This is a genomic window from Mycobacterium sp. NGS41, from assembly GCF_059812725.1.
In genome coordinates this window covers 274,779-289,560 of the sequence record NZ_JCALDF010000001.1, presented here as the reverse complement: position 1 = coordinate 289,560, position 14,782 = coordinate 274,779, and the positions used below count along the sequence as shown (strand labels likewise).

The following is a 14,782-nucleotide window of genomic DNA, read 5'->3' as shown; positions in this document are numbered from 1 at the left end:
CTCACGGCTTTGCGCGTGAAAGAGGGGCGGGCTAACGTCGATTTTTCCGCCCAGGTTTCACAGCGGAAGCCCTAAATTCACGATCAAAGCCAACGCTTCACAATCAAAGCCGACGCTGCACAGTCAACGGCCGACAGCGCCCGTCGGTCAGTAGTTCTTGAGTTCGATCGAACGCACGATCCGCTCGAAAACCTCCTGCGGGATCGGTGCACCCCCCGGGATGTTGTCGACGACCAGCCATTGGTTGCGCAGGACGTAGTCGTGGAACTCGTCGTAATAGTTGGCATAGCCGCGCTCATGGTCGACCACAGCGTCCTCCTCGGCGGCCTTGAGCTCGCCGGCCAGAACATAGGCGCCCAGCAGCGCAACGCTGGTCCCCTGACCTGACAGCGGCGAACAGCAGTAGCCGGCGTCACCGACCAGCGCTACCCTGCCCTTCGACCAGCGGTCCATCTTGATCTGCGACATTTCGTCGAAGTAGAAGTCCGGCGCCGACCGCATGTACTCCAGCAGCTGCGGGCGGACCCAACCGTCGTCGGCCATCCGCCGCTCCAACTCGGCGAACTGGGCTTCGGTGTCGCGGTAGTCGATGCGCAGGTCGGTGTCCATGAAGCCGAGCATGGCCCGGGCCTCGGTGTTATTCCGGGCGCTGTAAACCCCGGCCATGCTGGAATCGCCGTAGTGCCAGGTCTGCCAGTAGTCCAGGTCCAGGAAGTTGGGCACGGTGAAAATTGCCGCGTGCGTGCCCAGCCTCTCGATGAACTGTTCCTCCGGGCCGAACACCAGGCTGCGCACGTGGGAGTGCAGACCGTCGGCCCCGATCACGAGGTCGAAGCTGCGGGCGCCGGCCTGCTCGAAGGTGACCGCCACCTTGGCACCGCCCGTGCCGTCGTCCTGTAGCGCCGCGATGCTATCGTCGAATAGGTATTCGACGTTGAGTTTGGTTGCGTCGTAGAGCAATTCGATCAGGTCGTCGCGCAGCAGCTCGATGTCGGGGCTGGCGATGGGACCACCGGTGGGCGTCGATTCGGTGTCTTGGGACAGCTCGTTACCGTCGCGGTCGACGATCGATGCGCCGCGAATGCGCGTCCTGAGATAGTCGGCAGCGGCCCGCAGCGACATCCGTTCCAGCACCGACAACGCGGGACCTCGCACGTCGATCGCCTGACCGCCGCGGCGCAGCCCTGGGCAGCGCTCCACAACTGTCACCGAAAAGCCGTGCTGCGCAAGCCAATACGCGGCCGTCATACCGGCGACGCTGGCGCCGGAAACCAGAACTTCAGTCACTTGATGCCTACTTGATCCCTGCCGCCTCGCGGGCCTCGCTAAAAATGTCATCGAGCATCGCCGGAGTCAACCTACCGGTGAACATGTTCTGCTGGCTCGGGTGGTAGCAGCCGAGCAAACGCATACCGGACTGCAGCTCGGCGACGGCGCCGTGGCCGAATCGCGGTTTGGGCGATGGGGGCGCACCGGGCAGGCGCAGCGCGATCTGCCACGCGAACCCGCCTAACGCGACGATCACCCGGACGTCGTCGGACACCAACCGCCATTCCGCGTCCAGCCAGGGCGAGCAGGTTGTCCGTTCAGCCGGCGTCGGGGCGTTGCCGGGTGGCGCACACCGCACCGGCGCGACAATGCGAATCTGGTTGGCCCGCAGGCCGTCTGCGGCATCGACGCTGGTCGGTTGGTTCACCAGACCGGATCGGTGCAGCGCCGCGTACAGCTGATCGCCGGAGCGGTCGCCGGTGAACATTCGGCCGGTCCGGTTGGCACCGTTCGCTGCGGGCGCCAAGCCGACGATCAGCAACCGCGGCCGCTCAGATCCCCAGCCCGGCACCGGCCGTCCCCAATAAGGCTGGTCGGCGAAGGCGCGTCGTTTGACGACGGCAACGTCCTCGCGCCAGCGGACCAGCCGTGGACAGGCCCGGCACACGCTGATCGCCGCGTCCAGTTCGGCTATCGTGCCCGCCCGTTGCGCAAGAGTCACGACCTGGGCGGCGTCGCCGGCCACCGGAGTCTGCGGCGTGGCGGGATCGCCCGGCCAGCCGCTACCGGGAGCAACGGGAGAGGTAAACGCCTGACCGGTATTCGGGTGGAGGAGCACACGAACATCCTGCATTCCGGCGGCAAGCCTCCGATAATTCGGTGGCCTTCGCTACCGCATCGGCGCTACATTCAGCCGCGATATCCATGAGAAACAGCAGCCGTGGCCCGGCATTCCTGCTCCTTTTCGCCACGTTGATGGCGTGTGCGGGAAACGGCATCTCGCTGGTCGCATTCCCCTGGCTGGTGCTGCAGCGCGAGGGCAGCGCGGGCCAGGCGTCGATCGTGGCCGGCGCGACGACGTTGCCGCTGCTGTTCTCCACGCTGGTCGCCGGCACCGCGGTCGACTACTTCGGACGCCGCCGGGTGTCGATGATCTCCGACGCGCTGTCCGGAGCGGCGGTAGCTGCCGTCCCTTTGGTGGCGTCGGCCTTCGGCACGCATGTGGTCAACGTGGCGGTGCTCGCGGCGCTGGGTGCCTGCACCGCCGCCTTCGACCCGGCCGGGATCACGGCCCGCCAGTCGATGCTGCCGGAGGCCGCCGCCCGGGCCGGCTGGTCGCTGGACCGGGTCAACAGCAGCTACGAGGCGATTCTCAACCTGGCCTTCATCGTGGGTCCGGGCATCGGCGGCTTGATGATCGCAACGGTCGGCGGCATCGCCACGATGTGGATCACCGCCGGCGCCTTCGGGTTGTCTCTGCTGGCGATCTCGGGTTTGCGGCTCGAGGGCGCGGGTAAGCCGCACGTCGCGAGCCGGCCCGAAGGTCTGGTAGCCGGGGTATCCCAAGGCCTGCGTTTCGTGTGGAGCCTGCGGGTACTGCGCGCGCTGGCGCTGATCGACCTGACCGTCACCGCGCTGTATCTGCCGATGGAGAGCGTGCTGTTTCCGAAGTACTTCAGCGACCATCACCGGCCTGGGCAGCTGGGTTCGGTGTTGATGGCGCTGTCCATCGGCAGCTTGGTCGGCGCGCTGGGCTACCCGCTGCTGTCGAACCACGCGTCGCGGCGAACGATCGTGCTGACCGCGACGCTCACTCTCGGCGTGGCGACCGCGGTGATCGCGGTCCTGCCGCCGTTGCCGGTCATCCTGGTGTTGTGCGCGCTGATCGGCTTGGTGTACGGGCCTATCCAGCCGATCTACAACTACGTGATGCAGACCCGGGCGCCACACTATCTGCGTGGCCGGGTGGTCGGAGTCATGACGTCGCTGGCCTATGCCGCTGGTCCGTTGGGATTGCTGCTGGCCGGTCCGCTGACCGACGCGGCCGGGCTGAAGGTGACGTTCTTTGCGCTCTCGCTGCCGATATTGGTCACCGGGTTGATCTGTACCCGGCTGCCGTCGCTGCGTGAACTGGACCGCGCACCCGAGTTCGCGTCCGATTCCGGGCCGTAGGATCGGGCCGTGGATGTACTGGCGGGCCTGATCGCCGAGCTGCCCGAGGGGATGGTGGTCACCGACCCCACCGTGACCGAGGGCTACCGGCAAGACCGCGCGCTGGACCCGGCAGCGGGCAAGCCACTGGCCGTGGTCCGGCCGCGGCGTACCGAGGAGGTGCAGACCGTCCTGCGCTGGGCTTCGGCTCACGGGGTGCCGGTGGTGACCCGGGGAGCCGGCAGCGGTCTCTCGGGTGGGGCGACCGCGCTGGACGACGGGATCGTGCTGTCGACGGAAAAGATGCGCGACATCACCGTCGATCCTGTGACCCGCACCGCGGTATGCCAGCCCGGACTGTTCAACGCCGAGGTGAAGAAGGCTGTCGCCGAGCATGGGCTGTGGTATCCGCCCGACCCGTCGTCGTTCGAGATCTGCAGCATCGGCGGCAACATCGCGACCAATGCCGGCGGACTGTGCTGTGTGAAATACGGCGTCACGACGGACTACGTGCTGGGCATGCAGGTGGTGCTGGCCGATGGAACCGCGGTGCGGCTAGGCGGCCCGCGCTTGAAGGATGTGGCGGGCCTGAGCCTGACCAAGCTGTTCGTCGGGAGCGAAGGCACGCTGGGCGTCGTCACGGAGGTGACGCTGCGGCTGCTGCCGGCGCCGAACACGTCGAGCATCGTGGTGGCCAGCTTCGGCTCCGTCGAGTCGGCGGTCGACGCCGTGCTCGGGGTCGCCGCGCGGCTTCGCCCGTCGATGCTGGAGTTCATGGATCAGGTCGCGATCAACGCCGTCGAGGACACCCTGCGGATGGACCTGGACCGTTCGGCGGCGGCCATGCTGGTGGCCGGCTCCGACGAGCGGGGGCGCGCCGGCGCCGAGGACGCCGAGCTGATGTCCGCCGTGTTCGCCGAAAACGGCGCGAAAGAAGTGTTTTCGACCGACGACCCCGACGAGGGTGAGGCGTTTGTCGCGGCCCGGCGGTTCTGCATCCCGGCAGTCGAAGCCAAGGGATCGCTGTTGCTGGAAGACGTCGGGGTGCCGTTGCCGGCCCTGGGCCAGCTGGTCACCGGAATTGCGCGGATCGCCGACGAGCGTGACTTGATGATCTCGGTGATCGCGCATGCCGGTGACGGCAATACCCATCCGCTGCTGGTGTATGACCCCGCGGACGCCGCGGTTGTCGAACGCGCCCACCTCGCCTACGGCGAAATCATGGACCTGGCCGTCGGGCTGGGCGGCACGATCACCGGAGAGCACGGCGTCGGACGCCTGAAGCGGCCGTGGCTGGCCGGCTATCTGGGGCCTGACGTGATGGACCTCAACCGGCGCATCAAGCAGGCTCTGGACCCGTTGGGCATTCTGAACCCCGGCTCGGGAATCTGACCTTCGCGTTGGGTGTGAGGTCAGGGCGTCGGGCGTGAACGTAGGGCGTTGCGGGTGAACGTAGGGCGTTGCGGGTGAACTCACGGCGTTGCGGGTGAACGTAGGGCGGGATCCCGTCCAGTTTTACGCCCAGGCTTCACCGCCAACGCCCAGGCTTCACCGCCAACGCCCAGGCTTCACCGCCAACGTCCAGACTTCACACCCGACGACAGCGCTGGTTGACACCGCGCACCCTATGTCGTATGAATTAGACATGTCAGCAACTTTGTCTCAGGACGCGACGGTGAAGTTCGAGCTCGCCACCGCCGAAACCTGGCCAAACCCCTGGCCGATGTACCGCGCGCTGCGAGACCACGACCCGGTCCACCACGTCGTCCCCCCGAAACACCCCGAAGACGATTACTACGTGCTGTCCCGACACGCCGACGTGTGGTCGGCGGCGCGCGACCACGAGACGTTTTCTTCGGCAAGGGGGTTGACGGTTAACTATGGCGATCTGGAAATGATTGGGCTGCAAGACAATCCACCGATGGTAATGCAGGATCCGCCGGTGCACACCGAGTTCCGCAAGCTGGTGTCGCGAGGTTTCACTCCGCGACAGGTCGAGGCGGTGGAGCCAAAGGTACGCGAGTTCGTCGTCGACCGGATCGAGAAGCTGCGTGCCGACGGCGGCGGCGACATCGTCACACAACTGTTCAAACCGCTGCCGTCGATGGTTGTTGCGCACTATCTCGGTGTGCCCGAAGAGGATCGGGCGCAGTTCGACGGCTGGACCCAGGCCATTGTCGCGGCCAACACAGCCGACGGCGGCATCGCCAGTGCGCTGGAAACGGTCGGTGATGCGGTCGGGTCGATGATGTCCTACTTCACCGCGCTGATCGAGCGGCGCCGGACCGAACCCGAAGATGACACGATTTCACATTTGGTCGCCGCTGGGGTAGGCGCCGACGGCGACATCGCGGGCACGCTCTCGATACTCGCGTTCACGTTCACCATGGTCACCGGCGGCAACGACACCGTCACCGGAATGCTGGGCGGCTCAATGCCATTGCTGCACGAGCGGCCCGACCAGCGTCAGCTGTTGGTGGACAACCCGGACCTGATTCCCGACGCCGTTGAGGAACTGCTCCGTCTCACCTCCCCGGCGCAGGGCCTGGCTCGTACGGTCACTCGCGACGTGACAATCGAAGACACCACCATCCCGGCCGGTCGACGGGTCCTACTGCTGTACGGGTCGGCCAACCGCGACGAACGCCAATACGGACCGGACGCAGGCGAACTCGACGTGACCCGTTGCCCGCGCAACATCCTGACCTTCAGCCACGGCGCGCACCACTGCCTGGGTGCCGCCGCGGCCCGGATGCAATCGCGGGTCGCACTGACCGAACTGCTGGCACGCTGCCCGGACTTCGAGATCGACGAGTCCCGAATCGTGTGGTCCGGCGGCAGCTATGTTCGGCGCCCGTTGTCGGTGCCGATCCGAGTGAAGTCCTGATGCCGGGCGGAGATTGGCTGGCCGAACGCCGTACCGAGGTAGCCGCGGACCGGATACTCGACGCCGCCGAGCAGCTCTTCACCGAGCGCGACCCCGCTTCCATCGGCATGAACGAGATCGCCAGGGCCGCAGGCTGTTCCAGAGCAACACTGTACCGGTACTTCGAGAGCCGGGAGGCGCTGCGCACCGCGTACGTGCACCGCGAGACCCGTCGGCTCGGGCGCGAGATCATGCAGCGGATCGACAGCATCGAGGATCCGCGCGAACGGCTCGTCGCCAGCGTCATCACCGCCCTGCGGATGGTTCGCGAGAACCCGGCTCTGGCGGCGTGGTTCGGCTCCACCCGGCTACCGCTCGGCGGCGCATTGGCCGGACAATCCGAGGTGATCACCGCCCTGGCCGCCGGATTACTGAGCTCACTGGGTCCGGACGATCCGGACACCGTCGAACGACGCGCCCGCTGGTCGGTGCGAGTGATCATCTCGCTGCTGATGTTCCCGGGCCACGACGAAGCCGACGAGCGGGCGATGATCGAGGAATTCGTCGTGCCGATCCTGACGCCGATCACTACCCACCGATAGCTCGGCCTGCTTTAGGCGACCCAATAAGCCTGTGCCTTAATGGATTTCTTCGGTATTCCGAAGTCCTCGCGCAATACCTTGGCAACGGATCGTGTAGTGCGGGTATTGCAGGCGACCCAGCCGAAGTGGTCGCCGGCGTCGAATGCCGCTGAGCGCACCGCCTCGAGCAGTGAGTCGCCGCCGTCGTGATTGTCCACCCAAACCACATCTATTTTGGGGCTAGGTCGCGTCACGGGCAGGCCTTTGTCTTCGTCGCAGCCGGCTTCCAAAAAGACCTGTGCAGGGGCGTCGCCGATCGCCTCGAGAAGCGAGTTAATCGCCGGCAGTGAGGCCGTGTCGCCCACGATGACATACCCGTTGGGGGCCGGGTCCGGGATAGCGAATTTGCTGCCCAGCACCGTCGCCTCAATGGTGTCGCCGGGTTGCGCTGCGCGCGCCCAGTCCGACGCGCAGCCGTCGTGCAGCGCGAATTCGATGTCGAAGGTGTCGGCCGCGGGATCCGGGTCCACCAGCGTATAACCGCGCTGATGCCCGTCGGCGAACCAAATCCGGATCCACATCGTCGGATGCACGGAATGCTGGGCGAGCATGCCGCCGGCATCGAAGCTCAGTCTCAGGTAGCGCGGGGTGATCTCGCGCCGGCCGGTCACGGTGAGTCGGTATTCCCCGGCCCGCAGCAGCTTCAGCACCGCGCCCTGCCAACCCCGTGACGCTTTAACTTCGGTCATATGCCCTGACATCCTCCATCGCAACGACGGCAACTTAGGAAAGGGTAACCTACCTCGCGATTCGGATGGACGCTCAGTCCCGTACCCGGGTGAAGCGATGTAGCAGCCAGGCGAAGGGGATCGTCACCGCCACCGTGGCGATGAACAGGTACAGCATCGAACCGGTGTAGACGTGCGCCCGAACTATGTAGTCCATCGCGAACTCCATGGTCACCAGGTGGATCAGGAAGATCTCGTAGGAGATCTCACCCAGCCACACCATGGGACGGCTGGCCAACAGCCTCGAGTACCAGCCGCGCAATGGAGCTTCGCCGTGCAGCGCCAGGGGTGCTACCGCCAGCGCCGCGATCGCGGCGTAGAAAACCGTCTTGACCAGTGCCTCCCCCAGCGACACCGGCGAGGTCGTCGGCGCGCCGGCGATCGGAGTGGAGGCGATGAAGTAGCTGATGATCGCCAGCGGTATGGCCGCGAACGCATAGCAACGCACACCCATCGCCTGCAGCACGGTCAGCGCCATTCCGGCCAGGAACCAGGCCAGGTAGGTGGGCGGCCACAGCCGGGCGGCGAGCGGAAACCACTGGTCGGTGTGCACCAGGATCAGCCAGGCGGGACTGATCAGTGACAGTCCTGCCAGTGCGGCCAACAGCAATTTCGGTTGCCAACGGCGCTGACTGAGCACCACCAGCAACAGGTACGCCAACAGCGGTAAGACGACGTAGAAAGCGGCTTCGACGGAAAGGCTCCACATCTGCGTGAGGCCCTGATGGAAATACTTGCTCAGGTAGTCACCGCTGTAGATCTGCGTCAGCGTGAGGTTGCGGAACAGCCCCACCCAGTTGTGCCCGGGATTGGGTTCCGCTTCGTGGTAGTGGTACAGCACGTAGGCGAACAGCACGGTGACGACGTAGGCGGGCATGATGCGCCGAACCCGGTGCCTTGCATAGCGGCTCAGCGACGGTGACGGGCCGCCGGTGGCTGCTGATTTCACCCACGGGCGGAACAGCAGGAAACCGGACAGCACGAAGAAAATCGGCACGCCGATCTCCATTCGGGAACCGACCAGGCCCCAATACCCTTGGCCGTACTTGCCGGTGGTGTAGGCCGCGTGGGTGCCGACGACCAGCAGCGCGGCGACTGCGCGGATACCGGTCAGCGACGCGACCCGATCCACGTGGGCGGTCTGCTCGAGTCCGCCCTGGGCGTCTCGTTCCTCGGAGAGTGTCATCCGGCGCGTTTCGGGCGTGGCTTGCCGCTGTCGCGGTTGCGGGTCTTGTCGGTTTTGCCGGACGAACGCTCCGGCCGCAGGTTGATCAGCACGCCTGAGATACGGGTTTGCTCAAGCCTTTTCAGCGTCGCTTTGGGCAGCTTGGCGGGAAGCTCCACGAGTGAGAAGTCGGGCCCGATGGCGATGTGACCGAAGTCGCTGCGGTGCAGACCTCCCTCGTTGGCGATGGCGCCGACGATCGCACCCGGTCCGATCTTGTGCCGCTTACCGACCGAGACCCGGTAGGTACCGAAATCTCTTGTACGCCGCGGCTTCTCGGTGCGTTCCTCACGGCTGTGTTTAGGCCGCCGCGGACGTTCCTCGGGCGGCGGCTCGGGCGCCATGAGGAAGGCGTCGCCGTCGCGGGACTGCAATGCCAGCGCCGCGGCGATATCGGCCATCGGGACATCGTGCTCACGTTCGTAGTCCTCGACAAGCTTGCGGAACAACTCGATGCCCGCAGCGCCGAGCGCGTCGGTGATGGAATCGGAGAACTTCACCACCCGCTGCGCGTTGACATCGTCGACGGTGGGAAGTTCGGCCTCGGTGAGCGTTTGGCGCGTCGCCTTTTCGATGGACTTGAGCAGGTGACGCTCCCGCGGGGAGACGAACAGCAGTGCGGTTCCCGAACGCCCCGCCCGCCCGGTGCGCCCGATCCGGTGCACGTAGGACTCGGTGTCGTGCGGGATGTCGTAGTTGAGGACATGCGATATCCGCTCCACGTCAAGGCCCCTGGCCGCCACGTCGGTGGCCACCAGGATGTCGATGCCTTTGGTACCACCGTCTTTCAGGGCGGCTATGGTCCGCTCCCGCTGCGCCTGCGGGATATCGCCGTTGATCGCGGCCGCGGAAAACCCTCGGGCACGCAGCTTTTCGGCGACTTCTTCGGTGGCTTGCTTGGTACGTACGAAGACGATCATCGCCTCGAACGGTTCGACTTCGAGCACCCGCGTCAGTGCGTCCATCTTGCGCGGCCCGGCGACCTGCATATATCGCTGCGAAATGTTCTCTGCCGTCGGGGTTTTGGCTTTGAATGTGACTTCGAACGGATCGTGCAGGTACTTGGCGGTGATTTTGCGGATCGCCGGCGGCATGGTCGCCGAAAACAGAGCCACCTGTTTGTATTCCGGGGTTTCGGACAGAATGCGCTCGACGTCTTCGGCGAAGCCCATCGCGAGCATCTCGTCGGCCTCGTCGAGAACCAGGTAATCGACCCGCGACAGGTCCAGGGTCCCGCGTTCGAGGTGGTCGATGACCCGGCCCGGGGTGCCGACCACTACCTGCGCGCCACGTTTCAGCCCGGCAAGTTGCACACCGTACGAGGATCCGCCGTAGACCGGCAGCACGTTGATCTGCGGCAGATGGGCGCCGTAGCGGCTGAATGCCTCGGCCACCTGCAGAGCCAGCTCGCGCGTCGGCGCCAGCACCAGTGCCTGGGTTGCCTTGCTGGTGACGTCGATTTTGGACAGGATCGGTATCGCGAAGGCCGCCGTCTTTCCGGTGCCCGTCTGCGCCAGTCCCACTACGTCGGAGCCCGCCATCAGCGCCGGAATTGTCGCGGCCTGGATGGCCGTGGGCGACTCGTAGCCGACGTCGGCGATCGCCTGCAACACCGACGAGTGAATCTGCAGGTCGGCGAACGTCGCAGGGGACGACACAGGCGAATTATCCAGAGATGCCATTTGAACTCGCAGTCTACGATGCCGAACGGTAGGTGTGGCGAGCGCGCGTACCGGGTAAGGCGACACGCCGTATCGGCCCTACATGCTCGGCTGCCCGGCCACGCCTGCCACATCTGCGGCCCCGATGGCGGTACGGTGCGCCATGTGTGGTCGTTGCCTTGCCGCGCAGAATTGTTGACGGGCCTTACCGCTGCCCTATTTCTCGCCCCGACATTGACCGGCTGCGGTTCGGGAGACTCCACCGTCGCCAAGACGCCGCATGCGACGAGCCCGTCGGCCGCCTCGATCACCGCCCCCGCTACACCGTCGTCCGGGACTGCCGCTCCGTCCAGCGCCGCTCCGCCGCCCGACCCGTGCGCGGTCAACCTCGCTGCGCCGACGATCGCGAGGGTGGTCTCCGAGCTGCCGCGTGATCCGCGCAGTCATCAGTCGTGGAGTCCGGAGCCCTTGGCCGGTAATTACAACGAGTGCGCCCAGCTGTCGGCGGTGGTGATCAAGGCCAACACGAACGGCGACCATCCGACCACCCGGGCGGTGATGTTCCATCTCGGCAAGTACATACCGCAGGGAGTGCCCGACACCTACGGGTTCAATGGGATTGACACGTCGCAGTGCACCGGCGACACGGTGGCGCTGACGTATCCCAGCGGTGTCAGCGGCTTGAGCACGCGGGTGAAGTTCCGATGGAACGGCAACGGGGTCGAGCTCATCGCCAACACCCCCGGGGCCTGAACCGACGCCCGAGCAGAACCGGCTAGTTGTCGGTCCCCTCACCTACAGTTGCTGCTGTGTTCGTCATCGACAGCCCCGCAGAAGCGGTCGTCTACAGCGCGTCCGATCTGGCCGCCGCTGCTCGGTGCGAGTACGCCCTGCTGCGGGATTTCGACGCAAAACTGGGCTGGGGCCCCGCCGTTCCCCTAGCGGACGAACTGTTGGCGCGGACCGCCGCTCTGGGTAACGAGCATGAGCGACGCCGGCTGGACCGACTGCGCGACGAGTTCGGTGGTGACGTGGCGATCATCGGCCGTCCGGCGTACACCTTCGCAGGGCTGACGGCCGCCGCCGAGGCGACTCGGCGCGCGATCGACGACGGTGCCCCGGTCGTGTACCAGGCGGCCATGTTCGACGGGCGTTTCGTCGGGTTCGCCGACTTCCTGGTGCGCGACGGCGGCCGATACCGGGTGGTCGACACCAAGCTGGCCCGCTCCGCCAAGGTCACGGCGTTGCTGCAGCTGGCGGCCTACGCCGACGCGCTAGCCGCCTCGGGCGTCGCGGTGGCACCGGAAGCCGAGCTGGAACTCGGCGACGGCACCGTGACACGGCACCGCGTCTGCGACCTGAACCCGGTTTACCGAGCCCAGCGCGCGCGAGTGCAGCGCCTACTCGACGACCACTATGCGGCCGGTAAACCGGTGAGCTGGAACGACGAGGAGGTGGGGGCCTGCCTGCGCTGTGACCTGTGTGCCGAGCAGCTGCGCGCGGCCGACGATCTGTTACTGGTCGCCGGGATGCGAATAAGCCAGCGCGAGAAGCTCATTGACGCCGGAATCACCAGCCTGACCGACCTGGCCGACCACTGCGGCCCGGTGCCCAACCTGGCGGCCAGCGCGCTCGGCAACCTGACCGCGCAGGCCAAGCTGCAAGTCCTGCAGCGCGACACCGGCAAACCGCAGTATGAGATCGTCGACCCGCAGCCGCTGACGCTACTGCCGAACCCCGATTCCGGTGACCTGTTCTTCGACTTCGAGGGCGATCCGCTGTGGACGGCCGACGGCCACGAATGGGGACTGGAATACCTGTTCGGCGTCTTGGAAGCCGGACCGGGTGGCTCGTTTCGCCCGCTCTGGGCGCATAACCGGGTGGACGAGCGCCAGGCGCTGATCGATTTCCTGGCGCTGGTGGCCAAGCGCCGCAGGCGCCGCCCGAACATGCACATCTACCACTACGCGCCCTACGAGAAGACGGCGCTGCTGCGGCTGGCCGGACGGTACGGTGTCGGCGAGGACGAGGTCGACGACCTGCTGCGCAACGGTGTATTGGTCGACCTTTACCCGTTGGTGCGCAAGAGCATTCGCGTCGGAGCGGAGTCGTGCAGCCTGAAGGCGCTGGAGCCGCTGTACATGGGCGGCCAGTTGCGATCCGGTGAGGTCACCACCGCCGCCGACTCCATCACCGGCTATGCGCGCTACTGCGATTTGCGCGCCGAAGGCCGCCTCGACGAGGCTGCGACGTTGCTCAAGGAAATCGAGGACTACAACCACTACGACTGCCGGTCCACTCGCGGACTGCGCGATTGGCTCCTGCTGCGCGCCTGGGAAGCCGGTGTCATACCGGTTGGGGCCCAACCGGTTCCCGATGGCACCCGCATCGAAGACCACGATCGACTGGCGTCGGCGCTGGCGGCCTTCACCGGAGACGCCGCCGTCGCCGACCGTACGCCCGAGCAGACCGCGGTCGCGCTGGTCGCCGCCGCCCGCGGCTACCACCGCCGGGAGGACAAACCCTTCTGGTGGGCGCACTTCGACCGGCTGAACTTCCCCATCGACGAATGGGCGGACAATACAGACGTTTTCGTGGCAAGCGAAGCCGAGGTCGCCGTCGATTGGCACACGCCCCCACGAGCCCGCAAGCCGCAGCGACGGGTACGGTTGCGCGGCGAGCTGTCACGGGGGGACCTCAAGTCGCAGGTGTTCGCGCTATACGAGCCGCCGGCCCCGGCCCCCATCAGCGACGACCCCGACCGTCGGGCCGCGAGCCACGCCGAAGTAGTCGAAGCGGACGACCCGACCGTGCCCACCGAAGTGGTGATTTTGCAGCGGACGGGCAGTGACGGCGACACCTATCCCCAGCTGCCGTTCGCGCTGACCCCCGGGCCACCCGTGCCGACGACGGCGTTGCGGGCTTCGATCGATTCGACGGCCGCGGCGGTCGCGGCCGGGTTACCGCAACTCCCCCGCACCGCGCTGTTCGACGTGCTGCTGCGCCGGCCGCCCCGCAGCCGCAGCGGCGCCGGCCTGCCGCGCGGCCACGACCCCGTCGCCGACATCACCGCGGCGGTACTCGACCTGGACGCGTCATACCTGGCCGTGCACGGACCGCCGGGGACCGGCAAGACGCACACCGCGGCACAGGTGATCAAGCAGTTGGTAGCCCAACGCGCTTGGCGCATAGGCGTTGTCGCGCAATCACACGCCGCGGTGGAGAACGTGCTCGCCTGTGTGATCGATACCGGCCTGGATCCGCAGCGGGTTGCCAAGAAACCGTACGACCACCGTGCCGCCCGCTGGCAGCAAATCGACAGCGACCACTACGCCGCGTTCATTGCCGACAACGCCGGCTGCGTGATCGGTGGGACCGCATGGGATTTCGCCAACCCCAACAGGGTCCAGCCGGGCAGCCTCGATCTGCTGGTGATCGACGAGGCAGGCCAGTTCTGTTTGGCCAACACCATCGCCGTGGCGCCAGCGGCCGCGAATCTGCTGCTGCTCGGCGACCCGCAGCAGCTGCCCCAGGTCAGCCAGGGCACGCATCCCGAACCGGTCGACAGATCAGCTCTGGATTGGCTGGTCGACGGTCAGTACACGCTGCCCGACGAACTCGGCTACTTCCTGGATCGCTCGTACCGAATGCATCCGGCGGTTTGCGCCGCCGTCTCCAGGCTGTCGTACGAGGACAGACTGCATTCTTACGCCGAACGCACCGCCGCGCGCCGCCTCGACGGGCATGAGCCCGGCGTGCACATAGTGTCCGTTCCACACCAAGGCAATTCGGTCGACAGCCCAGAGGAGGCCGAGGCCATCACCGCCCATATCAAGCGCCTGCTCGGCGCCGTGTGGACCGACGAGCAAGGTACTCGGCCGTTGGCCGCCTCCGACGTGCTGGTGCTCGCGCCGTACAACGCACAGGTGGCGCTGCTGCGTCAGCGATTGGCGACGGCAGGCCTCGGCGACGTCCGCGTCGGAACAGTGGACAAGTTTCAGGGCGGCCAGGCGCCTGTGGTCTTTGTGTCGATGACGGCGTCGTCCATCGCCGACGTGCCGCGCGGGATCTCGTTTCTGCTCAACAGGAATCGGCTCAACGTAGCCGTCAGCCGGGCGCAGTACGCGGCGGTGATCGTGCGCTCGGAGATGCTGACGGAGTATCTGCCCGCCACGCCCGCCGGTTTGATGGACTTGGGCGCGTTCCTGGCACTCGCCGAACCACCCTAGGTACGGCTGGCG

Annotated in this window: 10 protein-coding genes and 1 pseudogene; 6 read left to right on the top strand and 5 right to left on the bottom strand. The window is 66.4% G+C overall.

The genetic code is table 11. The features are described 5' to 3' along the window. Positions 1-147 precede the first annotated feature (147 nt). Both AC5Y21_RS01335 and AC5Y21_RS01330 read right to left on the bottom strand, forming a co-directional pair. Positions 148-1,287: an FAD-binding protein gene (locus AC5Y21_RS01335; protein ID WP_499908614.1), complete on the bottom strand. Its 1,140-nt coding sequence runs from the start codon at positions 1,285-1,287 to the stop codon at positions 148-150. A gap of 7 nt (positions 1,288-1,294) precedes the next feature. Continuing rightward, complete coding sequence (locus AC5Y21_RS01330; RefSeq protein WP_499908612.1) at positions 1,295-2,122, bottom strand: uracil-DNA glycosylase; 828 nt, start codon at positions 2,120-2,122, stop codon at positions 1,295-1,297. Between the two features lie 71 nt (positions 2,123-2,193). Between AC5Y21_RS01330 and tap the strand changes: the two are divergent. From tap to AC5Y21_RS01310, 4 genes and pseudogenes are all read left to right on the top strand, one after another. Next, positions 2,194-3,452: pseudogene (gene tap, locus AC5Y21_RS01325) on the top strand (multidrug efflux MFS transporter Tap); the annotation flags it as partial. A gap of 40 nt (positions 3,453-3,492) precedes the next feature. Then, complete coding sequence (locus AC5Y21_RS01320) at positions 3,493-4,812, top strand: FAD-binding oxidoreductase (RefSeq protein ID WP_499908941.1); 1,320 nt, start codon at positions 3,493-3,495, stop codon at positions 4,810-4,812. Positions 4,813-5,065: 253 nt separating this feature from the next. Further along, positions 5,066-6,307, top strand: a complete 1,242-nt coding sequence (locus AC5Y21_RS01315; RefSeq protein WP_499908610.1) for a cytochrome P450 — start codon at positions 5,066-5,068, stop codon at positions 6,305-6,307. After that, positions 6,307-6,888 carry a TetR/AcrR family transcriptional regulator gene (locus tag AC5Y21_RS01310; protein WP_499908608.1) on the top strand — a complete coding sequence of 194 codons (582 nt, stop codon included), beginning with the start codon at positions 6,307-6,309 and terminating at the stop codon, positions 6,886-6,888. Before AC5Y21_RS01315 ends, AC5Y21_RS01310 begins: the two co-directional genes overlap by 1 nt. An 11-nt stretch (positions 6,889-6,899) precedes the next feature. Here the strand turns inward: AC5Y21_RS01310 and AC5Y21_RS01305 are convergent, their stop codons facing one another. From AC5Y21_RS01305 to AC5Y21_RS01295, 3 genes are all read right to left on the bottom strand, one after another. Next, positions 6,900-7,616, bottom strand: coding sequence for a siderophore-interacting protein (locus tag AC5Y21_RS01305; RefSeq protein ID WP_499908606.1), 717 nt, complete (start codon positions 7,614-7,616; stop codon positions 6,900-6,902). A 73-nt stretch (positions 7,617-7,689) separates the two neighbouring features. Next, on the bottom strand, positions 7,690-8,841 hold the full coding sequence (locus tag AC5Y21_RS01300) for an acyltransferase family protein (RefSeq protein ID WP_499908604.1): 1,152 nt from the start codon (positions 8,839-8,841) through the stop codon (positions 7,690-7,692). Continuing rightward, on the bottom strand, positions 8,838-10,562 hold the full coding sequence (locus AC5Y21_RS01295) for a DEAD/DEAH box helicase (protein ID WP_499908602.1): 1,725 nt from the start codon (positions 10,560-10,562) through the stop codon (positions 8,838-8,840). The genes AC5Y21_RS01300 and AC5Y21_RS01295 overlap by 4 nt, the downstream gene beginning before the upstream one ends. A gap of 135 nt (positions 10,563-10,697) precedes the next feature. Here AC5Y21_RS01295 and AC5Y21_RS01290 point away from each other — a divergent pair, with 135 nt between their 5' ends. After that, a complete protein-coding gene (locus tag AC5Y21_RS01290) occupies positions 10,698-11,294 on the top strand; it encodes an LppP/LprE family lipoprotein (RefSeq protein WP_499908600.1) in 597 nt (198 codons plus the stop codon). Between the two features lie 65 nt (positions 11,295-11,359). After that, positions 11,360-14,770 (top strand): TM0106 family RecB-like putative nuclease, encoded by a 3,411-nt coding sequence (locus AC5Y21_RS01285; protein WP_499908939.1) that lies wholly within the window; start codon positions 11,360-11,362, stop codon positions 14,768-14,770. Positions 14,771-14,782 lie beyond the last annotated feature (12 nt).

Bases quoted from the DNA above. Each gene is read 5' to 3' on its own strand.
- AC5Y21_RS01300 (WP_499908604.1), bottom strand. From the start codon at position 8,841: ATGACACTCTCCGAGGAACGAGACGCCCAGGGCGGACTCGAGCAGACC.
- AC5Y21_RS01315 (WP_499908610.1), top strand. From the start codon at position 5,066: ATGTCAGCAACTTTGTCTCAGGACGCGACGGTGAAGTTCGAGCTCGCC.
- AC5Y21_RS01295 (WP_499908602.1), bottom strand. From the start codon at position 10,562: ATGGCATCTCTGGATAATTCGCCTGTGTCGTCCCCTGCGACGTTCGCC.
- AC5Y21_RS01305 (WP_499908606.1), bottom strand. From the start codon at position 7,616: ATGACCGAAGTTAAAGCGTCACGGGGTTGGCAGGGCGCGGTGCTGAAG.
- AC5Y21_RS01330 (WP_499908612.1), bottom strand. From the start codon at position 2,122: ATGCAGGATGTTCGTGTGCTCCTCCACCCGAATACCGGTCAGGCGTTT.
- AC5Y21_RS01310 (WP_499908608.1), top strand. From the start codon at position 6,307: ATGCCGGGCGGAGATTGGCTGGCCGAACGCCGTACCGAGGTAGCCGCG.
- AC5Y21_RS01320 (WP_499908941.1), top strand. From the start codon at position 3,493: ATGGTGGTCACCGACCCCACCGTGACCGAGGGCTACCGGCAAGACCGC.